General features: G+C 69.2%; 18 protein-coding genes. 7 read left to right on the top strand and 11 right to left on the bottom strand.

All coding sequences use genetic code 11. The features are described 5' to 3' along the window. Nucleotides 1–20 precede the first annotated feature (20 nt). The 7 genes from UAJ10_RS12460 to ccmA all read right to left on the bottom strand — a co-directional run bounded on the left by UAJ10_RS12460 (nt 21) and on the right by ccmA (nt 5,636). Entirely contained in the window at nt 21–581 is a 561-nt protein-coding gene (locus tag UAJ10_RS12460) for a DsbE family thiol:disulfide interchange protein (protein WP_322915652.1), read from the bottom strand. A gap of 10 nt (nt 582–591) precedes the next feature. Beyond that, complete coding sequence (locus UAJ10_RS12455) at nt 592–2,592, bottom strand: heme lyase CcmF/NrfE family subunit (protein WP_322915651.1); 2,001 nt, start codon at nt 2,590–2,592, stop codon at nt 592–594. A 23-nt stretch (nt 2,593–2,615) separates the two neighbouring features. After that, nucleotides 2,616–3,107: a cytochrome c maturation protein CcmE gene (ccmE, locus tag UAJ10_RS12450; RefSeq protein ID WP_322915650.1), complete on the bottom strand. Its 492-nt coding sequence runs from the start codon at nt 3,105–3,107 to the stop codon at nt 2,616–2,618. Beyond that, nucleotides 3,104–3,337 (bottom strand): heme exporter protein CcmD, encoded by a 234-nt coding sequence (ccmD, locus tag UAJ10_RS12445; RefSeq protein WP_322915649.1) that lies wholly within the window; start codon nt 3,335–3,337, stop codon nt 3,104–3,106. Before ccmD ends, ccmE begins: the two co-directional genes overlap by 4 nt. A 123-nt stretch (nt 3,338–3,460) precedes the next feature. Then, on the bottom strand, nt 3,461–4,177 hold the full coding sequence (locus UAJ10_RS12440) for a heme ABC transporter permease (protein WP_322915648.1): 717 nt from the start codon (nt 4,175–4,177) through the stop codon (nt 3,461–3,463). Nucleotides 4,178–4,302: 125 nt separating this feature from the next. Continuing rightward, nucleotides 4,303–4,959: a heme exporter protein CcmB gene (gene ccmB / locus UAJ10_RS12435; RefSeq protein ID WP_322482564.1), complete on the bottom strand. Its 657-nt coding sequence runs from the start codon at nt 4,957–4,959 to the stop codon at nt 4,303–4,305. Then, nucleotides 4,959–5,636, bottom strand: a complete 678-nt coding sequence (gene ccmA, locus UAJ10_RS12430) for a heme ABC exporter ATP-binding protein CcmA (protein ID WP_322915647.1) — start codon at nt 5,634–5,636, stop codon at nt 4,959–4,961. The genes ccmB and ccmA overlap by 1 nt, the downstream gene beginning before the upstream one ends. Before the next feature lie 1,015 nt (nt 5,637–6,651). On the opposite strand from ccmA, the gene UAJ10_RS12425 reads away from it, so the two are divergent. Then, nucleotides 6,652–7,782 carry a type III PLP-dependent enzyme gene (locus UAJ10_RS12425; RefSeq protein ID WP_322915646.1) on the top strand — a complete coding sequence of 377 codons (1,131 nt, stop codon included), beginning with the start codon at nt 6,652–6,654 and terminating at the stop codon, nt 7,780–7,782. Between the two features lie 120 nt (nt 7,783–7,902). On the opposite strand, the gene UAJ10_RS12420 is transcribed toward UAJ10_RS12425, so the two are convergent. Continuing rightward, entirely contained in the window at nt 7,903–10,320 is a 2,418-nt protein-coding gene (locus UAJ10_RS12420) for an ATP-binding protein (RefSeq protein ID WP_322915645.1), read from the bottom strand. Nucleotides 10,321–10,661: 341 nt separating this feature from the next. Between UAJ10_RS12420 and UAJ10_RS12415 the strand changes: the two genes are divergently transcribed. Further along, entirely contained in the window at nt 10,662–11,753 is a 1,092-nt protein-coding gene (locus UAJ10_RS12415) for a hypothetical protein (RefSeq protein WP_322915644.1), read from the top strand. Between the two features lie 48 nt (nt 11,754–11,801). On the opposite strand, the gene UAJ10_RS12410 is transcribed toward UAJ10_RS12415, so the two are convergent. Together UAJ10_RS12410 and UAJ10_RS12405 are read right to left on the bottom strand one after the other, a co-directional pair. Continuing rightward, entirely contained in the window at nt 11,802–12,482 is a 681-nt protein-coding gene (locus UAJ10_RS12410; protein WP_322915643.1) for an exopolysaccharide biosynthesis protein, read from the bottom strand. Between the two features lie 93 nt (nt 12,483–12,575). Beyond that, a complete protein-coding gene (locus UAJ10_RS12405; protein WP_322915642.1) occupies nt 12,576–13,094 on the bottom strand; it encodes an isoprenylcysteine carboxyl methyltransferase family protein in 519 nt (172 codons plus the stop codon). Between the two features lie 175 nt (nt 13,095–13,269). Between UAJ10_RS12405 and UAJ10_RS12400 the strand changes: the two genes are divergently transcribed. The 5 genes from UAJ10_RS12400 (at nt 13,270) to UAJ10_RS12380 (ending at nt 17,132) form a co-directional block, all read left to right on the top strand. Continuing rightward, nucleotides 13,270–14,199 carry a LysR family transcriptional regulator gene (locus tag UAJ10_RS12400; RefSeq protein ID WP_322915641.1) on the top strand — a complete coding sequence of 310 codons (930 nt, stop codon included), beginning with the start codon at nt 13,270–13,272 and terminating at the stop codon, nt 14,197–14,199. A gap of 148 nt (nt 14,200–14,347) precedes the next feature. Beyond that, on the top strand, nt 14,348–15,061 hold the full coding sequence (locus UAJ10_RS12395; protein ID WP_322915640.1) for an SDR family NAD(P)-dependent oxidoreductase: 714 nt from the start codon (nt 14,348–14,350) through the stop codon (nt 15,059–15,061). A 23-nt stretch (nt 15,062–15,084) separates the two neighbouring features. After that, entirely contained in the window at nt 15,085–15,318 is a 234-nt protein-coding gene (locus UAJ10_RS12390; RefSeq protein ID WP_322915639.1) for a tautomerase family protein, read from the top strand. A gap of 102 nt (nt 15,319–15,420) precedes the next feature. Then, on the top strand, nt 15,421–16,506 hold the full coding sequence (locus UAJ10_RS12385; RefSeq protein ID WP_322915638.1) for an NAD(P)H-dependent flavin oxidoreductase: 1,086 nt from the start codon (nt 15,421–15,423) through the stop codon (nt 16,504–16,506). A gap of 209 nt (nt 16,507–16,715) precedes the next feature. Next, nucleotides 16,716–17,132: an organic hydroperoxide resistance protein gene (locus UAJ10_RS12380; protein WP_322915637.1), complete on the top strand. Its 417-nt coding sequence runs from the start codon at nt 16,716–16,718 to the stop codon at nt 17,130–17,132. 60 nt (nt 17,133–17,192) lie between these two features. On the opposite strand, the gene UAJ10_RS12375 is transcribed toward UAJ10_RS12380, so the two are convergent. Then, complete coding sequence (locus UAJ10_RS12375) at nt 17,193–20,666, bottom strand: DEAD/DEAH box helicase family protein (RefSeq protein ID WP_322915636.1); 3,474 nt, start codon at nt 20,664–20,666, stop codon at nt 17,193–17,195. Nucleotides 20,667–20,824: the final 158 nt, after the last annotated feature.

Here is a 20,824-nt window from a genome sequence, read left to right as displayed (position 1 = left end):
ATGTATCCTTTGCGCCCGCCTCATTTCGACAGCTCATTGATCAGCGGCAGGATGCGGTTCTGCAAATCCTGCGGGGTGATGGGCCCCACCTGGCGGTAGCGGATGCGGCCCTGGCGGTCGATGACATAGGTTTCCGGCACGCCGTAGACGCCGAAATCGATGGCGGTGCGGCCATTTTCGTCCCGGGCCACGGCGGCGTAGGGGTTGCCGTCGCGGGCCAGGATGGCCTGGCCGTCGGCCGCCTTGTCCTTGTAGTCGATGCCGCGGATGTCCACCCCCTGCCCCGCCAGGCGCATGAGGATGGGGTGTTCCGACCGGCAGGGCGCGCACCAGCTGGCCCAGAAGTTGACCAGCCGGACTTTACCGCTTTCACCCGCGCTGGGCCCCAGATCCCGGGCGGCCACGCCCGGCTGCCCCTCGACCAGGGGCGGCAGGTCGAAGGCCGGCACCGGCTTGTCGATCATGACGGAGGGCAGGCGGTCGGGCGTGTCGCCCCGGTCGATCTGCTTCAGGCGCACGGCGAACCAGCCGGCCAGGCCCAGGAACAGCACCAGGGGGATCAGGAACATCAGGCGGCGCATGTGGGGGACCTTATTCGGCGGGGGCCGGCGGAACGGCGGCGGCGGCGCGGGGCACGGCACGCTTCAGCGGCACGCCCACGCGCAGTCGGCGGTCGGACAGGCTGACCAAGCCGCCGGCCATCATCAGGATGGAGCCCACCCAGATCCACGGCACCAGGGGATGGCGGTAGAAGCGGGTGTTGTAGCCGGTGCCGTCCGGCGCCGGCTCGCCCACCACGGCGTAGAGGTCGCTGAAGAAATTGGTGTGGATGGCCGCCCCCGTCGTCGTCATGCGGGTGACGGGGTAGAAGCGCTGCTCCGGCGCCAGCGTGGCCACGAAATCCCCGTGGCGGGTGACGGTCAGCTGGGCCCGCCGCGCGGTGTAGTTGGGGCCCGGCGCCTCCGCCACGCTGTCCAGGTGGAAGCTGTAGCCGGCCACGTCCACCGACTGGCGGACGTGCAGCACCTGGATGGCCTCCGTCGTCCAGGCGGAGGTGCCGACCATGCCGGCCACGGCCACGCCCAGCCCGGCATGGGCGATGGCGGTGCCCCAGGCGCCGCGCGGCAGATGGCGGGCGCGGGAAAGGCTGTCGCCCAGGGGCATGCGGAAGAGGCGGACGCGGTCGGCCACGTCCACCATGGCGCCCATGACGGCCCAGCCGGCCAGGCCCAGGGCCAGCACGGCCAGCACCGGCTTGGTGCCCGCCAGCCACAGGCCGGCCAGTGCGGCCAGCACACCCGCCAGGGCTGCGATCTTCAGCCGCCCCAGCACGCCGGCCAGGTCCGCCCGCTTCCATGACAGAAGCGGCCCCAGGGCCATCACCCCCACCACCGGCACCATCAGGGGCACGAAGGTGGCGTTGAAGAAGGGCGGCCCGATGGAAATCTTGCCCCCGCCGACCGCATCCATGAACAGGGGATAGAGGGTGCCCAGGAAGACGGTGGCGCAGGCGGTGGACAGCAGCAGGTTGTTCAGCACCAGCCCGCCCTCGCGGCTGATGGGGGCGAACAGGCCGCCGGCCTTCAGGATGGGGGCCCGCAGGGCGTAAAGCAGCAGGCCGCCGCCCGTCGCCACCACCAGCAGCGCCAGGATGAAGACGCCGCGCGCCGGGTCGGACGCGAAGGCATGGACGGAGGTCAGCACCCCGGAGCGCACCAGGAAGGTGCCCATGAGCGACAGGGTGAAGGTGACGATGGCCAGCAGGATGGTCCAGCTTTTCAGCGTGTCGCGCTTTTCCACCACGATGGCGGAATGCAGCAGCGCCGTCCCGGCCAGCCAGGGCATCAGGCTGGCGTTTTCCACCGGATCCCAGAACCACCAGCCGCCCCAGCCCAGGGTGTAGTAGGACCACCACGACCCCATGGCGATGCCCAGGGTCAGCGACGACCAGGCGATCAGGGCCCAGGGCCGCACCCAGCGCGCCCAGGCGGCGTCCACCCGCCCCTCGATCAGCGCGCCGGCGGCGAAGGAGAAGCAGAGCGAGAAACCGACATAGCCCAGGTAGAGGAAGGGCGGATGAAAGGCCAGGCCCGGATCCTGCAACAGCGGGTTCAGGTCGTGGCCGTTCAGCGGTGCCGGATCCACCCGGGTGAAGGGATTGCTGGTGGCGACCATGAACCACAGGAAGCCCACGCCGATCATGCCCTGCACCGCCAGCACCCGCGCCCGCAAGGAGGCCGGCAGGTTGCGGCCGAAGGCGGCCACCATCGCGCCGAACAGGGCCAGGATGAAGACCCACAGGACCAAAGAGCCCTCATGGTTGCCCCAGACGCCGGCCACCTTGTACAGCATGGGCTTGTCGGTGTGGCTGTTCTCCACCACGTTCAGCACGCTGAAATCCGACACGACGTGGGCATAGGTCAGGGCGCCGAAGGCCAGCGCCAACGCCGCGAACTGGCAGTACGCCGCCGTGCGCCCCACCTCCATCATCGCGGCGTCGCGCCGCACCGCGCCCCACAGGGGGATGACCGACTGCACCAGGGCGACGACCAGCGCCAGAACCAGCGCGTAGTGTCCAAGCTCGGGGATCATGGGCGGTCGTCCGGGATCATCATTCAGGGATTGGTGCGCAGGGTGGAGGTCTGGTGCTCCTCCCCCGCCGCGACAGGCGCGTCACCGGGTTTGCCGGGATGGCCGGCGCGCTTCAGGGCGTCGGCCACGTCGGGCGGCATGTACTTCTCGTCATGCTTGGCCAGCAGCTCGGTCGCGGTGAACACGCCGTCGGCGCCCAGCTTGCCCTCCGCCACCACGCCCTGCCCCTCGCGGAACAGGTCGGGCAGGATGCCGGTGTAGGTGACGGGCAGCGACTTGGCCGTGTCGGTCACCTGGAAGGTGACGGTCATGCCGCCCTCGCGCTTCAGGCTACCGGCCTCGACCAGCCCGCCGATGCGCACCGTGCGCGCCCCCGGCGGCTTGGCCGCCAGATCCGACGGGCTGTAGAAGAAGACGATGTTGTCGCGGAAGGCCGACAGGGTCAGCGCCGTGGCGGTGCCCAGGCCCAATAGGGCCAACACCAGGACCATCAGGCGGCGGCGTTTGCGGGTCATGGCACCCCTCCGGCTGAAGTCTCGACAACCGGGGCGCCGGTGGGTGGGGAGCCCGCCGTCAGCTCGCGCCTGCGGCGGGGCTTGGCCGCCTCCAGCGTGGCCAGGGTGCGTTCCACCCGGCGCAGGCCGGTCAGGCTCAGCACCAGCAGGCCCACCAGGACCACGGCCGCGGCCCCGTAGGATGACCAGACATAGGCGGCGTATCCGCCCATCGACAGGAACCCGTCCATCACACTCTCAAAGCCTGGCGGCCCCCACGGGGCCGCGACGTTGGCGCAATCGCTAAATTATCACGCCGCCGGAACGATCGCCGCTGGTCTTCTTGTCCCATCGGCGCGCCCCTTAAGCCCCTCTCAGTTCGCCTGGCCCAGGCGCAGGGTCTGAACCCGGCGGGCGGCCAGGCCGGCGCGGATGCGCAGGATGACCACGGCGAAGAAATAGCTCTGGAAGGCCACGGCCATCAGCAGCAGGGGCCACAGCATGCTGGCGGCGATGGTGGGCCCGCCCAGTCGGAAGACGCTGGCCGGCTGGTGCAGGGTGTTCCACCACTCCACCGAGAACTTGATGATGGGCACGTTCACGGCCCCCACCAGCAGCAGGATGTTGCCGGCCTTGGCGCCGCGCGCCGGATCGTCGAAGGCGTCCACCAGCGCCATGTAGCCCAGGTACAGGAAGAACAGCACCAGCACACTGGTCAGGCGCGCGTCCCACACCCACCACGTGCCCCACATGGGCGCCCCCCACAGGGAGCCGGTCAGCAGGCACAGGGCGGTGAAGCCGGCGCCCAAGGGCGCGGCCGCCTTGGCATAGACCTCGGCCAGCGGATGCTTCCACACCAGCGCGGCGGCGGCGGCCACGGCCATGGTGCTGTAGGTGAACATGCTCATCCACGCGGCGGGCACGTGGATGTACATGATGCGCACGGTGTCGCCCTGCTGGTAGTCCGGCGGCGACGCGAACAGGCCCAGGTACAGCCCGGCCGCGAAACAGACCGCCGAAAGGCCCGCCGCCCACGGCAGCACGGCGTTGGCGATCTTCAGGAAACGGGCGGGGTTGGCGAAGCGATGCATGGCCCCCGTTATGTATCACGCCCTCCAGCCTTTGCCATCGGGATACACTGTAAATTGATATGGATCAGGCCCAATGGTGTAGCGGGCGAATTGTTGGTCAACGTCCAATTCGGGCGCGGCCCCGATCACTCATGCGCCGCCCGCAGCGCGGCGGCGATGGCCAGCGGCGCCAGCACCAGCGCGCCGCACAGCATGCCGCCCAGCAACAGCAGGTGCGGGCGGGGGGAGAGGCCGGACAGTCCGGCGTCGAGGCCGGCGGCGGCGAAAATCAGCACGGGGATGTAGAGCGGCAGCACCAGCAGGGGCAGCAGCACGCCGCTGCGCCGGGCGCCCAGGGTCAGCGCCGCCCCCACCGCGCCGATGAGGCTGAGCAGCGGCGTGACCAGGGCCAGGGTGCCGACCAGCAGGCCCAACTGGTCCCCCGGCATGCGCAGCAGCAGCGCCAGCAGGGGTGCCACCAGCATCAGGGGCACGCCCGTCACCAGCCAGTGGGCCGCCACCTTGGCGACGGCCACCCCCTCCGCCGGCAGCGGCGACAGCAGCAGCAGTTCCAGGCTGCCGTCCTCGAAGTCGCCCTGGAACAGCCGCTCCATGGACAACAGCGCCGCCAGCAGGGCCGCGATCAGCAGCACGCCGGGGGCGATGCGGGTCAGGACGTTGGGCTCCGGCCCCACGCCGAAGGGGAACAGCACCACGCACAGCACGAAGAACATCAGGGCGGCGGTGGCGTCGCTGCCCTGGCGCAGCACCAGGCGCAGGTCACGCAGGATGAGGCGCAGCATCAGGCGGCGTCCTCCGCCCCGTCCTGATCGTCCTCGACCGGGGCGAAAGCCGCCAGGTCCAGGACCTCGCCCTCCGGAGTCGCCAGGTCGATATGGGTGGATAGCACGACCCGCCCGCCCTGGGCGCGGTGGCGGGCGATGGCGTCCTCCAGCAGGGCGACGGAGGCGCGGTCCAGGCCCACCGTGGGCTCATCCAGCAGCCACAGGGGTGCCGGGGCCGCTACCAGGCGGGCCAGCGACAGGCGCCGGCGCTGACCGGCGGACAGGAAACGGCCCGGCACGTCGGCGATCGTGTCGATGGCGAAGGCCGCCAGGGCCGCGTCCACCGCGCCGCCGCCGCGCAGGCCGGCCCAGAAGGCCAGCATCTCACGGCAGGTGAAGCTGGCCTTCACCGCGTCCAGGTGGCCGACATAGTGCAGGCGGGCCCGATGCGTCTCCGGATCCTGGCCCAAGGCCACGCCGTCCCAGGCGATGGTGCCGCGCAAAGGCTTCAGCAAACCGGCCATCAGGCGCAGCAGCGTCGACTTGCCGCTGCCGTTGGGTCCCACCAGGGTCAGGCAGCCGCCGGCCGCCAGTTGGAAGTCCAGGTCCTGGAACACCAGGCGCCCGCCGCGCAGGCACAGCAAATCCTGGCCGGTGAAGAGTGAGGGGCCGGTGAAGAGTGAGGGGGACGTCATGGGCCCTGCAGCCGGAGTCGAAAGGGACCCGACTATAGGCCGGCGGCGGCAATCCAACAAAGCGCTGGATCAATTGCCCAATTCAGCGGCGCCCGGAATCAACGGCGTGAGACTCCCCCTCACGCCAGTGTAGGCCACGCCCCTGTCTCCGTAAGAGGGCGGCCGCCGGACCTTTCCGGAAAGCGAGGCGGACCGCAAAGGGAAGGCAAGCTCAGCGGGCGGATGCCCGCGCCCGGCGTCTGAGGCGGCCAAAAAAGAAAACGGCCACCGCGGGGGGCAGGTGCGGTGGCCGTTTGGTAGACCAGCCGGGGCAGGCTGGAGAGGACACCTCCGGTAGGCCGGTCGGGGGAGACCGGGCGGGAGTGCTTCCGACCCCGGCAGGGGATCATGTCGCGTCGTCCTCTATGCGCATAAGGCCAGCGCGACATGGCCAATTTGGGCCGCAAAAATGGCGAAATTGAGATTTGTGCCGCCGGCGGCATCCAGGCTGGAACCCGCGGGGCGCCAAGCGGAATTAGAGAGGAATGCCATGCGGTGCGGGAGATTCGGCCATGAGGTCGCAGGGGCGGCGCCCACCAAAAAAAATCGCTGTGCAACCCCGGTTTTCCATCTTATATAGCGCTCAGTCGCAGCGCACGTGCCTATGGCCCCGGGCGGAATGGTTCCGCCCACGGGTTATGCAACGACGTAACGCGTATCCTCGTCCGTCCCTTAAGCAAGGCGGCGAATTGGAGGCTACGATGGTTGATGTTGTTGTCGGTGGGCATGCGCCCGCCTTTCCTCGATCCCCCGCCCCCACTCTGAAGCAGAGTCGGATGGGCCATGATCAGGCGGTCTGCAGCCAGACCGGGCCGGTGGTTTGCGCGCTCCTCGCGCCGCCTGGGCATATCTCCAGTATCTGACCCGTTCGGGCCGGCCGCTTTATTGGCACGCTTGAACGGACCCGGGCCATTGCCCGGTTAAGCCCCCATTCCCGATCCATCCCCTGATATGCCTTTTGGCCTCGGAGTCATCGATGACCGAGAAGATCGCTCGTTTTTTCGCTGAAAACACGCCCGCCACGCCCTGCCTGGTGGTCGACCTGGACGTCGTCGCCAACAATTACGCCAACCTGCACGACGCCCTGCCCGAGGCCCGGATCTTCTACGCCGTGAAGGCCAACCCGGCGCCGGAAATCCTGAAGCTGCTGGTCGAGCGGGGGTCCTGCTTCGACACCGCCAGCATCCCGGAAATCCAGTACTGCCTGACCGCCGGCGCCACCGCCGACCGCATCAGCTTCGGCAACACCATCAAGAAGGCGTCGGACATCGCCCGCGCCCACGCCCTGGGCATCAGCCTGTTCGCCTTCGACAGCATGGAAGAGCTGGAGAAGATCGCGGAGCACGCCCCCGGCGCCCGCGTCTTCTGCCGCATCCTGACCTCGGGCGAGGGCGCCGACTGGCCCCTGTCGCGCAAGTTCGGCTGCGAGCCGGAGATGGCGACAGAGCTGCTGCTGGCCGCCTCTACCATGAACGTCGTGCCCTACGGCGTGTCCTTCCACGTCGGCTCGCAGCAGCGCGACCTGACCCAGTGGGACAAGGCCCTGGCCCAGACCGCCGAGATCTTCCATGCGTTGGAAGAGAAGGGCGTGATGCTGCGCATGGTGAACCTGGGCGGCGGCTTCGCCACCCGCTACCTGAAGGACATCCCCAGCGAGGGGGAGTATGGCAACGCCATCGAGGCCTCGCTGCGCAAGCACTTCGGCAACCGCCTGCCCGAGACCATCATCGAGCCGGGCCGCAGCATGGTGGGCAACGCCGGCGTCATCCGGTCTGAGGTGGTGCTGATCTCGCGCAAGTCGCACCGTGACGAGCGCCGCTGGGTCTACCTGGACATCGGCAAGTTCGGCGGCCTGGCCGAAACCATGGACGAGGCCATCAAGTACAAGATCCAGACCCCGCATGACGGCGGCGCCGCCGAGCCCGTCATCCTGGCCGGCCCCACCTGCGACAGCGCCGACGTGCTGTACGAGAAGACGGAGTACCGCCTGCCGGTGGACCTGCGCATCGGCGACAAGGTCGACATCCTGGCGACCGGCGCCTACACCACCACCTACTCGGCGGTGAACTTCAACGGCTTCTCGCCGCTGGCGTCCTACTACATCTAAGGTTCTTCGATACCTGGTCCGTCGCGGAAGCGACGGGGGAAAGGCCCGGAAGCCCTGCGCTTTCGGGTCTTTTCGTTCGACCTTTCCTCGATCGCCGGGCGCCGGCGGCCGCGTAACGCCTTACGCGCCCTTGTCCGCCAACGCCGCCGCCATCACGCCGGGGGACAAGCCGGGACGGCCGTCGTCGCCGGCACCGCCCGTGAGCAGGCGCTGGCTGGGCAGGACGAGGGAGACGGTGGTGCCCTGGCCCAGTTGCGATGCGATGTCCAGCCGGCCGCCGTGCAGTTCGGCCAGGCCCTTGGACAGCGACAGGCCCAGGCCCGTGCCTTGCGTCGTGCGGGCGTAGACGTTGTCGATCTGCTGGAAGGGAACGAAGACCTTGGACAGGTCCTCCGCCGCGATGCCGATGCCGGTGTCGGTGACGGCGATGACCAACTGGGCCTCGGGATTGATGGTGGCGGTCAGCGACACGGTGCCGCCCGGGTCGGTGAACTTCACGGCGTTGGACAGGAGGTTCAGCAGGATCTGCTTGATCTTCACGTCGTCCGCCAACAGCGGGGGCAGGCCGGGCGCCATGGCCACCACCAGGTCGATTCGCTTTTCCATGGCGCGGGCGCGGGCGATGCGCTCGCACCCCGCCACCAGGGCGCCCACGTCGCACACCCGTTCCCGCAGCTCGACCTTGCCCGCCTCCATCTTCGAGACGTCCAGGATGTCGTTGATGATGGCCAGCAGGTGGCGGCCGCTGGCCACGATGTCGGCGGCATAGCCCGTGTTGGTCGCCTGGTCGGGTACGCGGCGCAGGTCGTTCTCCAACACCTCGGCGAAGCCGATGATGGCGTTCAGGGGCGTGCGGAGCTCATGGCTCATGTTGGCCAGGAACTCGGTCTTGGTGCGGTTGCCCAGTTCGGCCGCGGCCTTGGCCCGTTCCACCTCTTCCGCAGCCCGCTCCGCCGATATGGCGACGGTGGCCAGCCGGCTGGCCCGGCGCGCCAGGTCCAGCATCCAGCCCTCGGGCGAGCGGGGGGTGCGGAAATAGACGGCGAAGGCGCCCAGGGGATGACCGTCGCCGGCCAGGATGGGCAGGGACCAGCAGGCGGCCAGGCCGGCCTCTGCCGCGATATCCCGGAATTCTTGCCACAGTGGATCGCTGGCGATGTCGGTGACGATCACCGGCTCGCCCCGGTGGATGGCCGTGCCGCAGGACCCCACGGCCGCACCCACCTCCGCCCCGTCGACCGCGCGCACGAAGGCCGCCGGCAGGCTGGGCGCGGCGCCGGTTTGGATGTGGCGCCGCTCGGCATCCACCAGCACGATGGAGCAAAGCCCACCCTCCAGCTCCGCCTCCATGCCGGAGCAAAGCGCCGACAGCACGGCCGACAGCGGCGCGCGCCCGGCGGTCATGCCCAACACCTTGCGTTCCACCGTCAGCAGCCGCTCCGCCCGTTCCCGGCGCTGGGTCTCGCGTTCGATGCGGCGGGCGTGGGACCAATAGAGCGCCAGCGCCGAATGCAGTTCCGCCACCAGGGGATCGCGCCCCAGGCGCGGCAGCAGCACCGGCGCCTGGGACACCTGCCCCTCCGCCAGATCACGCATCAGCCGGGCGGTGCGCGACACGGCGAGGAACACGCCCCGGCGCAGGGTCACCATGATGGCCAGCGTCAACAGAGCCGCCAGGGTCAGCGGCGCCCCCGCCTTCACCGCCGCCCAGCCGGCGGCGGGAGCGGGCACCGCCGCCCAGCGATCCAACGCGCCGCCGGCCACGGCGCCGATGGCGGTGAGCGCCGCCACCACCTCCTCCGGCGCCCGTCGATCATTCAAGGCGGCCGTGAAACGCGCCATGGCCGCGGCCAGGCCATCGTCGGGCCGCGACGGCGCGGGCCAGTCCAGCAGCGGAACGGTCATGGCGGAAGGGGGCTGGGTCAGGGCATCCGTCCACGCCAGATCGGCGTCGCGGCGGGCCGCCAGCGCGTCGCCGGCCAGGACGGCGTCGGCGCTGGGCAGGCTGCGGGCGGCGGTGGCCACGACCTCGCCCGCCAAACGGCCCTCGGCCGTGGCCAGGGCCCTTTCCCCCGCCAACCAGCTGCGCAGCAGGGGTGGGTCGCGGTCGCCGCCGGCTTGGTGCAGCATCTGGTCCACCGCCCGGCGCAGCCCCGCCAGCTCCTGGCGTACCCCGGCCAGCCGCAGGCGCGCGTTGTCCAGCGCGGCATTGGCAGTTGTGGCATCAGGGGGCAGCGCCTCCAGCGCCGCGTCCAAGACCTGGTCCGCCCGCCGCCGCTGTTCCGCCAGATCATCCGCGGAAGGGGTGGCCGCAGAGGGGGTGGGCAAAGGCCCCGACGCCTGCAAGGCCAGGTATGACGCCGTCCACTGCGCCGACTGGATATCCAGCGCGCCGGCCAGCCCCCGCGCGGCCAGCACCAGGGCGTGGCCGTCCCGCGCGTCGCGCGCCTGGATCCAGGCCGTCCGCATGTCCGTGACCGCCAGCCCCAGTTGCAAGGCCGCCAAGCCGGCAAGGGCGCCCATCACCGACTGGCGCATGGCACCGACCCGGCCCATTTGTTCACAAAGCAGCTCATTGGAGAAATGATCCCAAGGCCCACACCTTGTACCTGTGGTCCACTGTATGCGAGGCCAAGGCCCCCGCGCAAATATCCAGGGGGGTGGGGTATCGTCCAAATAGGGCCCCAAGTCGGGGATGGCCAAGTCAGGATGGGGCCACACAGGGCGGGCCACACAGGGCGGACATGTCCGGCGGCGTCCCAATCCTTGCGTGGGCGCCCTTGACCACACCCCCCGTCGTCTATACCTGACGCAGGGTCGAGGCGGCCGATACAGGACGCCGTTACCGCTACCCCGCCGTCCTCCCGGATCCCGCCCCGTTGACGTCTTCACCCGCCCCTTCCGACAGCGAGGCCGCCGCCGAGGAATTCCCGCCCACGATTTCGTCGTCGGGCGATGAAGGCCTGTTCGCCGATGACGACCGTGACGCGCTGCACATCCTGCCGCTGGGCATGATCCCGGTGCAGACGCCGGGCCTGAAGCGGGCGCGGCTGATCAAGAACGCGCGGCTGGAGACGGTGGTGGAGGTGTTCCAGGACCGGTCGGCCGGCAGCGGCCAGGTCAACCCGGAACACCTGGCCACCATGTACCCGTCGCACGCCAAGGAAATGCGCGCCGACATGGCGCAGATCCACCGGCTGACCCAACTGAACAGCTATGACGTCTACAGCCTGCGCATCGAGCTGCGCCGCCTGGGCATCCCGGTGGAGGACGTCAACTACCTGCGCCTGTCCGCCGGCAAGCGGCTGGAACTGACCACTTACATGCGCGACTTCACCCTGCCCCTGATCCAGCAGGTCTACGGGTCGGAGCAGCGCCCCATCAACGACATCGCCGACCTGTTCCAACTGCTGGCCAACCCCGACCGGGAAGAGGCGCTGCGCAACCTGACCCTGCTGTCGCAGAAGCTGAACATCCAGCTGCAGGACATCCCCAACTTCCTGGAGGAATACGGCGATGTGTTCCTGTCGCTGGCCTATTTCCGCAGCTGCCTGGACGGCCTGGTGCCGGAGGTGCAGCGCTTCATGGGTTGGGTGAACGAGGCGACCAAGAGCGAGATGATCACCCGCGATCGCCTGCTGATGAAGATGATCGGCGACGTCATGCGCATGCTGACGGGCATCACCACCTCCATCACCGGCCGGTTCGAGGCCTTCGACCGGCGCAGCAAGGATTTCTGGCACGACATCAACGCCGACAGCTTCCGCTCCGTGCGCGCCCAGCTGTCCGCCCACCATGTCACCATCGGCGGCGTGCTGTGCGGACTAGCGGTGAAGATGGCCCTGTGGAAGGCCCGCTTCCCCCACGGCGGCGGCGGCCCCATGAAGCGGGTGGAATTCGTCCGGTCGGAAATCCTGCCTGGCCTGGACCACATCAGCCGCATCGAGAAGTCGGCCGCCGGCACCTCTTAAGCCGGTCGCGGGCTACCGCGGCGCGAGGCAAAGCCCGGGGCCGCCGGTTCATATCCCCAGTGTATGTTCCAGCAGGAACAGCCCGCTTTTCAGCAGGGCCACCAGCACGCCCCAGACGATGGCCACGGATGCCGCCGCCGTGCCCAGGCCCAGCAGCACCCACACCCCGTCCCGTTCCAGCACCCCCAGGGCCACCAGGCTGATGGCCACGGCCGGCAGCATGTTGCCCAGCGGTATGGGCAGGAACAGGACCAGCGCCAGCAGGAAGCAGACCAGCCCCACCGCGCGTTCCGCCGGCGGGCGCGCCAGCGCGCCCAGGCGGGGCTTCAGCATGCGCTCCGCCTTGGCCAGCCAGGGCGCCACCTTGGCCATCATGGCGGCGAAATCCTTGCGCGCCAGCGACCGGCTGGAGATGAAGCGGGGCAGCCAGGGCTTGCGCCCCAGGGCCAGCTGCGCCGTCAGGAACACCAGCGGCAGGCCCAGCACGGCGGAGGTGCCGGGCGGCATGGGCAGGGCGTTGGGCACGGCGAAGACGAAGATCAGCGCCCCCACCGCCCGGTCGCTGAGCGCCGTCAGCAGATCGCCGATGGCCACCCGTTCCCGCCCCTCATCCGCCGCCAGGGCCTGCAGGATATCGGAAACCTTATGGGGACGGGGGGCATCGGCGGCGTGGATGTCGGCCGCGTGGGTGTTGGCCGCATGGGTGTTGGGGGCATCGCCCACGGTCATGCTGTTCCTCTGATCCCATCCCCAACGGTCTTGTGCCCATTGAGGTGGGGTTGGCGAGCCCCCGGGTCCAGCGATTTTTCCCGGCGCGCCGGATCAATAGGCGGCGAAGGTCTCGCGCATGGCCCGCTCCTCCTGCCGGATGCGGATGGTCAAGGGCACCAGATAGACGACCAGGCCGGCGACCAGGGTGCAGTAGGCGTGCAGGGTCAGGGCGAAACCCACCAGTTCCGGCAGGATGTTCAGGAAATAATTGGGGTGCCGCACCAGGCGGAACAGCGGGTGGGTCACCAGTTGATGGTCGCGCGCGATCAGCAGCTTCACCGTCCACAGCCGGCCCAGCAACCGCACCACCACCAGCAGCATGGCGGCGCCGAACAGGTAGATGGCGAAGCCGAAGCCGCTGACGGCGTCGATGGGCGCGGCGCGGACCAGCCCCTCCACCGTCGCCGACAGGTAGAAGGCGATGTGGGCGATGGTCAGCGCCAGGGTGTTGCGGGCGCCATGTTCCACGGCGCCGGCGGCGCGCAGCGCCTTCTCATGCCGGATGGACACCGCCAGCATGGCGAAGCGGTAGGCGAAGGCCAGGACGATGAACAGGATCAGGTAGGTCACGGCGGCACGGTGCTCCAAGGGACGAAAGCGTCGGGCGCATCCATAGCATAAGGGCCCCGGGCGATGCCCCATTCCAACCGTTGCGTTCCGGCCCTATCGTGGCGGAACCGTCCGCCCGCCCGCCCCGCCCGCCCGCCCCACCCGCCTGCCCCACCCGCCTGCCAGAGCCTTGCCCATGGACCGTATCGACGCGATGAAGGTGTTCGTGGCCGCCGTGGACGAGGGCAGCCTGGCCGGCGCCGCCCGCCGCATGCGCCGCTCCGCCGCGGCCGTCAGCCGCGCCATCGCCTTCCTGGAGGGGCATGTGGGAACGGCCCTGCTGCACCGGACCACGCGATCCCTGCACCTGAGCGAGGCGGGGGAGCGGTATGCCGCCGCCTGCCGCCGCGTGCTGGCCGAACTGGACGAGGCCGACATGCTGGCCGCCGGCGAACGCTCGGCCCCGCGCGGCCTGTTGACCGTCACCGCCCCGGTGGCGGCGGGGGAGAACGTGCTGGGCCCCATCCTGGCGGGCTTCATGGACGCCTATCCCGAAGTGTCCGTCCGCCTGAACATGATCGACCACCCGGTCAGCCTGATTGACGAGGGCATGGATTTGGCCCTGCGCATCTCCCACCTGGCGGACTCGGCCCTGGTCGCCACCCGGGTGGGGGAGGTGCGGCGGGTGGTGGCGGCGGCCCCCCGCTACCTGGAAAGCCATCCGGCCATCGAACAGCCGTCCGACTTGGCGCGCCACGCCATCGTGGCCATGACCCATTTCGGCCTGGAGACGTGGAGCTTCCCGCCGGCGCCCGGGTCGGCCGTGCCCCGCACCGTCAGCTTCACCCCCCGCCTGGTGGTCAACACCATCCGGGCGGCGGCCGCGGCGGCGGTGGAGGGGCGGGGCGTGACCCGCCTGTTCTCCTACCACATCGCGGCGGAACTGGCGGCCGGCAGCCTGAGGGTCATCCTGGACCGCGACGAGCATGAGCCGGTGCCGGTGCACCTGATCGCGCCGCCGGGGCGCCTGTCCGTGCCCAAGGTGCGCGCCTTCGTCGACTACGCCGTGCCGCGCCTGCGGGCCCATTTCGCCCAGCTGTGCCCGCCGCCGCTTAAGTCCCTTTAAACACGGCACTCTTCCGCGCGGCGAACGAATGTCTGCCGCCGGCCGGGCGTTCACCCGCAACCGGGCGGGGCGCATCTTTCGGGTCATCCACAGGGCGCCGCCGCCGACCAGGCGGCCGCCCGCAACCGATCCCGAAGGAGTTCCCATCATGAGCACCACTGGCAAAGTCGCCATCGTCACCGGCGCCTCGCAGGGTATCGGCGCCGCCACCGTCGCCGGCCTCATCGCCCAGGGCTACCGTGTCGTCGCCACCTCGCGCACCATCCAGCCCGCGCAAGACCCCAACGTGGCCACCGTCGCCGGCGACATCGGCAGCCGCGAAACGGCGGAGCGCGTGGTCGCCACGGCGCTGGAGCGCTTCGGCCGCATCGACAGCCTGGTCAACAACGCCGGCATCTTCATCGCCAAGCCCTACACCGACTACACGGACGAGGATTATGCCCGCGTCCTGTCCACCAACGTGAACGGCTTCCACCACATCACCCAGCTGGTCATCGCGCAGTTGCTGAAGCAGGGCGGCGGCGGCCATGTGGTGCAGGTCACCACCAGCCTGGTCGACCACGCCAATTCCAGCGTGCCCTCGGTCCTGGCCTCGCTGACCAAGGGCGGTCTGAACGCCGCCACCAAGTCGCTGGCCATCGAGTTCGCCAGCCGGGGCATCCGGGTCAACGCCGTCTCCCCCGGCATCATCAAGACGCCGATGCACGACCCGTCCACCCACGACTGGCTGGGCAAGCAGCATCCGGTGGGCCGCATGGGCGAGATGGCCGACATCGTGAACGCCATCCTTTACCTGGACGGCGCCCCCTTCGTCACGGGCGAGATCCTGCATGTCGACGGCGGCCAGAGCGCCGGCCACTGACGTCCGAAGACGGGAGATCCATCATGCCGGTCATCACCATCCAGATCACCCGCGAAGGCACCGCGCCCGGCGCCGACGTCACCACGGCGGAGCAGAAGGCCGCCCTGATCAAGGGGGCCAGCGAGCTGATGCTGCAGATCCTGGGCAAGCCGCTGGACAGCACCTTCGTCGTCATCGAGGAGGTGCCGCTGGAAAACTGGGGCTGGGGCGGCCTGCCCGTGCCCGAGTACCGGCGGCGCAAGGCGGCCATCGGTTGATCCCCACGATCTAACAGCATGACCTGAGGGCACGACCAGGAATGTCAAATGAGGCATTCCCGGTATATCTTTTCCGCAGCCGTTCCGGATAGGAGACATCCCATGTCCACCCCCGCCGCCGCAGGCCGCCTGCTGGACCTGCTGAAGATCGAGATCCCGCTCATCCAGGCCCCCATGGCCGGCGTGTCCACCCCCACCATGGCGGCGGCGGTGTCGGGGGCGGGCGCCCTGGGTTCCCTGGGCCTGGGCGCCAGCACGCCGGACCAGGCCCGCGGCATGATCCGCGCCGTGCGGGAGCGGACCAGCCGCCCCTTCGGCGTCAACCTGTTCGTCCACCAGCCGGCCCGGCGCGATGCCGCCCGCGAGGCCGCCTGGGTCGACCATCTGCGTCCGCTGTTCGACCGCTTCGGTGCCACCCCGCCGGCGGAACTGCGGGAGATCTACCCCACCTTCCTCCGTGATGACGCCATGCTGGCCATGCTGCTGGAGGAACGGCCGGCCGTGGTCAGCTTTCATTTCGGCCTGCCGGACGCCGACCGCGTCCGCGCCCTGCGCGCCGCCGGCATCACCCTGGTCGCCAGCGCCACCAACCTGGACGAGGCGCGACAAGCGGTCATGGCCGGTATGGACGCGGTGGTGGCCCAGGGCCATGAGGCCGGCGGCCATCGGGGCGTGTTCGATCCGGACGCCCCCGACGACCGGCTGGGCACCATCGCCCTCACCCGCCTGCTGGCCCGAGATCTGGCCGTGCCGGTCATCGCCGCCGGCGGCATCATGGACGGCGCCGGTATCGCGGCCGTCCTGGCCCTGGGTGCCGGCGCGGCGCAGTTGGGCACCGCCTTCGTCGGGGCCGACGAATCGGCCGCCGACGCCGGCTATCGCGCCGCGCTGAAGAGCGGGGCGGCCCACCATACCACCATGACCCGCGCCATTTCCGGCCGTCCGGCGCGCAGCCTGGCCAACGCCTTCACGCGCCTGGGCGAAAGCCTGCCGCCGGACGCGATACCCGCCTATCCGGTGACCTACGATGCCGGCAAGGCCCTGAACACCGCCGCCAAGGCCGCCGGGGACACCGGCTATGGCGCGCAGTGGGCGGGCCAGGGCGCGCCGCTGGCCCGCTTCCTGCCGGCGGCCCAGATCGTCGCCGAACTGGCGGCGGAACTGGCCTACGCCCGCCGTCACGGCTGAAGCCCCCTTTCCTCCAGTCTCTAACCAGCGCCCCTTCGAGCCGGGTTCACCACCTGTCCTCGGAGGGGTGTTTTTCTTTTAAAGAAAATCGTATCCGATCTAATCGGACATGTTGACAACGACCATCACTCGGAGCATCTTCCGATTATCCGATTAGATCGGGCACGATTTAAAATCCCCCATCCGCCCTTCCTGAAGGAACCCGAACCATGAGCACCATCGACACCGTCCTGTACACCGGCAAGACCCACACCCGGGGCGGCCGCAACGGCCATGCCCGCAGCAGCGACGGCCAATTGGACATCACCCTGTCGCCCCCGGGTTCCGGCCGCCCCGGCACCAACCCGGAACAGCTGTTCGCCGCCGGCTGGTCCGCCTGCTTCATCGGCGCCATGAACCGCGCCGCCCAGGTGCTGAAGGTCAGCCTGCCGGCCGAGATCGCCGTGGATGCGGAGGTCGACCTGGGCAAGGGCGGCGACACCTTCTTCCTGCAGGCCCGCCTGAGCATCAGCCTGCCGGGCCTGGACCGCGCCGTGGCGCAACAGGTGATCGAGCAGGCGCACCAGCTGTGCCCCTACTCCAAGGCCACGCGTGGCAACATCGACGTGGATCTGCGCCTGGCGTGACGCCCCGCGCCAACAGAAGCGCCCCGGGATTCGCGTCCCGGGGCGGCAGGGATGGGACGATCAAGCGACGGCACGCTGGCGAACCGACTCGATGATGGAAATCAGTTCGGTCGCGCCGCTTTCACCGAATATGCCGGTTATCCCCAGCGGATTGATGTCGGTGAAGGGGCTTTCATACAGCGCTGATGGCTCCATGACCCCGCGCTCGGTCAGGTGGTCGATGATCATGGTCAGGAATTCCAGCTGATTGGCGGTCAGGTTCTTGCCGGCCTCGAAGGCGGCAAAAGCCTGCTTCGCCGCTTCGCGGTCCAACCCGACCAGGGAGCGTACGAAAAGGCCCAGGCCCCCGTCGGCGCGAATGCGATCCAACCGGCCGGTGTCCGCCCCCTCCGCAATCAACATGCGTTCCAGTTCCGTCAGGTCGGTGGGCGTCAGCGGTTCGTTGCGGCGCAGCTTGGCGATGGCGATATGGTCCTGATGGGCGCGCAAGAAACCGCGGGCTTTCTTGCGGAACTGGTCCATGTCGGTTCCAACCGGCACGCCCGGTAGCTCGATCTCCTGCCCCGTCCCGATCTCATCCTCGAAATCGGTATAGATGATGGGGCGCTTCTTCACCTCGATAAGCTTGACCAGGTCGCGCAGCCGGCGCCGGATAGTCTCCAGCATCGGCGCGGTGGCGTCCTGCCACCAGTCATCGGATTGGATCTCCTGGATGAAGGCGAGATGGGCGGCCACCATGGGAACGTTCGCCAACTCCTCCAGCAGGCTGGCGATATCGGTGATGCGTCGCCGATGGGCGATGAAGCCCCGATCCGCTTGAAGAAGCGCCAACTGGGTCCGCAGGATCAGCAGGTCGAACTGCCGTGCCTCCGGCTCCCCATCCTCGTGGCCTGAAGGCAGGCCGGCCAGCGGCCGCAGCGCATGCACCTCCTCCGGCCCCAAACGGGCCCAGGCCCAAGCGCCACCATAGATTTCAACCAGGCGGCGATGCGGACGGACGATGAAGTTTTCCAATGGCATGGCCGCCACCTCCAACCGCAGACGATCAGCGGTGTCGGTCCGCAGCCGCCCCAGCTTTTCCCCCTGGTCCGGCGCCGGGTCGCCCTGGTGGATGAACGGCACCGCCGGTTCGGCAAGGCCAATGGGCGCCCCCGTCGCGTCCTCCGCCGACAGGCGCCGGTCCAGTTCCACGAGCAGGTCCAGCCGGGCATTGAACAGCCGCCCACCGAGACTTTCGCCCAAGGCGCCATCGGCCATGTCCGGGTTCTGTTTGAAGAACTCCAGATTCTGGCAGAAGTCGAAGATGAGGAAGGAGTCCTTGTCCCGGTCAGGGCCGAACAGGTCGGGGCAGAGGCGCGTGCCACGGCCCACCATCTGCCAGAACTTGGTCTTGGACCGGACGATCTTGAAGAAGACCAGGTTCACCACCTCCGGCACGTCGATGCCGGTGTCCAGCATGTCCACGGAAACGGCGATGTGCGGCGCCTTTCCCGGCGCGCTGAAATCGTCGATCAAGGTCTGGGCATAGGGCTCCTGGTTGTCGATGACGCGGCAGAAGCTGCCGCGCAGGTGGGGATAGTTCGCATCGAACCGCTCCACGATGAACCGGGCATGGTGATGGTTCTTGGCGAAGATGATGGTCTTGCCCAGCCGGTCCCCATTCGCGACCTTCAGCCCGTGGGTCATCAGGTGTTGCAGCACCTTGTCCACGGTATCGGCGTTGAACAGCCATTTGTTCACGGCGGCGGGGTCGACCTCGCGCGGGACGGTGCCGTCCTCCTCCCACTCAACGGCGTCCCAGGCGTCCTTCTCCTCCTCGGCCAAGTCGTCATAGCGGATGCCGTCGCGCTGGAACCGCAGGGGGACGGAGACGGCCTTGGGCGGGACGAGGTAACGGTCCGCCACCGCTTCATCCAGCCCATAGGCGTCGGTGGGCACGCCGGATTGCAGGCTGAACAGGCGATAGGTGTCGCGGTCCACCTCATCCTTGGGCGTGGCGGTCAGCCCGACCAGGGCGGCGTCGAACCAGTCGAAGATGGCGCCGTACTTACGGTAGACGGAGCGGTGCGCCTCATCGATGACGATCAGGTCGAAATGGCCCGGGCCGAAGCGCTTGCGGCCGGGGTTGGCCGAGTCCATCGCCTGGTCGATCAGGGTCATCATCGTGGGGTAGGTCGAGACATAGACGCGGCCGACCTGCGCCTTGTCCTCCAGCAGGTTGACCGGCGCTGCGGAGGGCAGGAACCGCTTGAAGGCGTTCACCGCCTGTTTCACCAGCGCCTGCCGGTCGGCCAGGAACAGCACCCGCTTGGCCCAGTTGGCCCGCATCAGCAGGTCAGCCAGCGCGATCACCGTACGGGTCTTACCCGCCCCGGTGGCCATGACCAGCAGGGCACGGCGGCGCCCGTCCGTCTCGAACGCCTCCGCCACGCGGCGGATGGCGCGGGTCTGGTAGGGGCGGCCGGCGATGGCCCGGTCGATCTCCACCTCCGCCAGCGGCTTCAAGTCGGTGCGCCGCTGGATGGCGAGCGCCAGTTCCTCCCGCGTCAGGAAACCTTGGATGGCACGCGGGGGATAGCGGCGGTCGTCCCACAGCCAATGCTCATAGCCGCTGGTGAAAAAGATCACCGGGCGCTGTCCAGTCATCGCCTCCAGGCAATCGGCGTACAGCTTGGCCTGCTGCTGGCCCACACGGGCATCCTTGCGGGTGCGCTTGGCCTCCACCACCGCCAGCGGCCTGCCGTCCTCGCCCCACAGGACATAATCGACGAAACCCTGGCCGGTGGCGTTCGGCATGCCGGTGACGGGATATTCCCGGTCGCGCGCCTGGTCCAGCGCCCATCCCGCCTCGCGCAGCAGCAGGTCGATGAAGGTGTCGCGCGTCGCCTCCTCATCATAATCATGCGGGTCGGGGACGGCCATGTTGGCGGCCTTGACGCGGGCGACCTCCGCCTGCGCCGCCGCGATCTCCGCCTTCAGCTTCTCCCGCTCCGCCTCGGAGGCCAGCCGGGCGCGCTCCGCCTCTTCCCGCGCCCGCTCGGCCTCCTCCAGCCGCTTGGTGGTGGCTTGAAGCTCGGCCAGGGACACCGTGGCGCCGGGTGCGGCCGGGCGCGGCAGGGCGGCGGCGTCGAAGGCCAGGTTCGGGGCCGGGCGTCCCGTGCGGCCATAGCTGCGCGCCAGCCAATAGCACAGGTGGAACAGTTCCCGCACCGCGCCGACGGCGGCGTCCGGCGGCACCGGCCGCGCATCATGCGCCGCCTTGTTGCCCAGTTGCTTGACGGTCTTGGCCTTGGTCAGCAGGGCTTGGCCCAGCAGGTCCTGGAACTCCGGCGCGTGCAGCAGCGCGTCCAGGTGGGTGTCATAGGGCGGACGCAGCGCACGGTCATGCCGGTACAGCCACTTGACCATCCCCTCCAACGTCAGCCGGGCATAGAAGCACGCCGCCCGGGCATCGGCGCGCACCAGCCGCTCCGCCCGCGCCGCGAGGGCGTGCAACTCGGCGAACTCGGTACGAAGGAAATCGAAGTGGGACATGCGGCGGCTCTCCTGCTCCCGCGCAGGTTACCCCATCCGAAAGATGCCGCAAACGGACACGCGCACGTCTGAGACTTGTTCAACCGCACAACTGCGCGAAACCGCTGCCTGTTCCGCCACGACACCGACGCGCGCCTTTACAACTCTCCCCGGAACGC

Origin of the sequence: Nitrospirillum guaranorum, from assembly GCF_034653275.1 — a bacterium.
Classification (GTDB): domain Bacteria; phylum Pseudomonadota; class Alphaproteobacteria; order Azospirillales; family Azospirillaceae; genus Nitrospirillum.
The sequence above is the reverse complement of the archived record's forward strand: the minus strand, read 5'-3'. Positions and strand labels throughout refer to the sequence as shown.

Excerpts from the sequence above, each read along its gene's own strand:
- UAJ10_RS12460 (WP_322915652.1), bottom strand. The coding sequence starts at position 581 with ATGCGCCGCCTGATGTTCCTGATCCCCCTGGTGCTGTTCCTGGGCCTG.
- UAJ10_RS12455 (WP_322915651.1), bottom strand. The coding sequence starts at position 2,592 with ATGATCCCCGAGCTTGGACACTACGCGCTGGTTCTGGCGCTGGTCGTC.
- ccmE (WP_322915650.1), bottom strand. The coding sequence starts at position 3,107 with ATGACCCGCAAACGCCGCCGCCTGATGGTCCTGGTGTTGGCCCTATTG.
- ccmD (WP_322915649.1), bottom strand. The coding sequence starts at position 3,337 with ATGGACGGGTTCCTGTCGATGGGCGGATACGCCGCCTATGTCTGGTCA.
- UAJ10_RS12440 (WP_322915648.1), bottom strand. The coding sequence starts at position 4,177 with ATGCATCGCTTCGCCAACCCCGCCCGTTTCCTGAAGATCGCCAACGCC.
- ccmB (WP_322482564.1), bottom strand. The coding sequence starts at position 4,959 with ATGCTGCGCCTCATCCTGCGTGACCTGCGCCTGGTGCTGCGCCAGGGC.
- ccmA (WP_322915647.1), bottom strand. The coding sequence starts at position 5,636 with ATGACGTCCCCCTCACTCTTCACCGGCCCCTCACTCTTCACCGGCCAG.
- UAJ10_RS12425 (WP_322915646.1), top strand. The coding sequence starts at position 6,652 with ATGACCGAGAAGATCGCTCGTTTTTTCGCTGAAAACACGCCCGCCACG.
- UAJ10_RS12420 (WP_322915645.1), bottom strand. The coding sequence starts at position 10,320 with ATGCGCCAGTCGGTGATGGGCGCCCTTGCCGGCTTGGCGGCCTTGCAA.
- UAJ10_RS12410 (WP_322915643.1), bottom strand. The coding sequence starts at position 12,482 with ATGACCGTGGGCGATGCCCCCAACACCCATGCGGCCAACACCCACGCG.
- UAJ10_RS12400 (WP_322915641.1), top strand. The coding sequence starts at position 13,270 with ATGGACCGTATCGACGCGATGAAGGTGTTCGTGGCCGCCGTGGACGAG.
- UAJ10_RS12395 (WP_322915640.1), top strand. The coding sequence starts at position 14,348 with ATGAGCACCACTGGCAAAGTCGCCATCGTCACCGGCGCCTCGCAGGGT.
- UAJ10_RS12390 (WP_322915639.1), top strand. The coding sequence starts at position 15,085 with ATGCCGGTCATCACCATCCAGATCACCCGCGAAGGCACCGCGCCCGGC.
- UAJ10_RS12385 (WP_322915638.1), top strand. The coding sequence starts at position 15,421 with ATGTCCACCCCCGCCGCCGCAGGCCGCCTGCTGGACCTGCTGAAGATC.
- UAJ10_RS12380 (WP_322915637.1), top strand. The coding sequence starts at position 16,716 with ATGAGCACCATCGACACCGTCCTGTACACCGGCAAGACCCACACCCGG.
- UAJ10_RS12375 (WP_322915636.1), bottom strand. The coding sequence starts at position 20,666 with ATGTCCCACTTCGATTTCCTTCGTACCGAGTTCGCCGAGTTGCACGCC.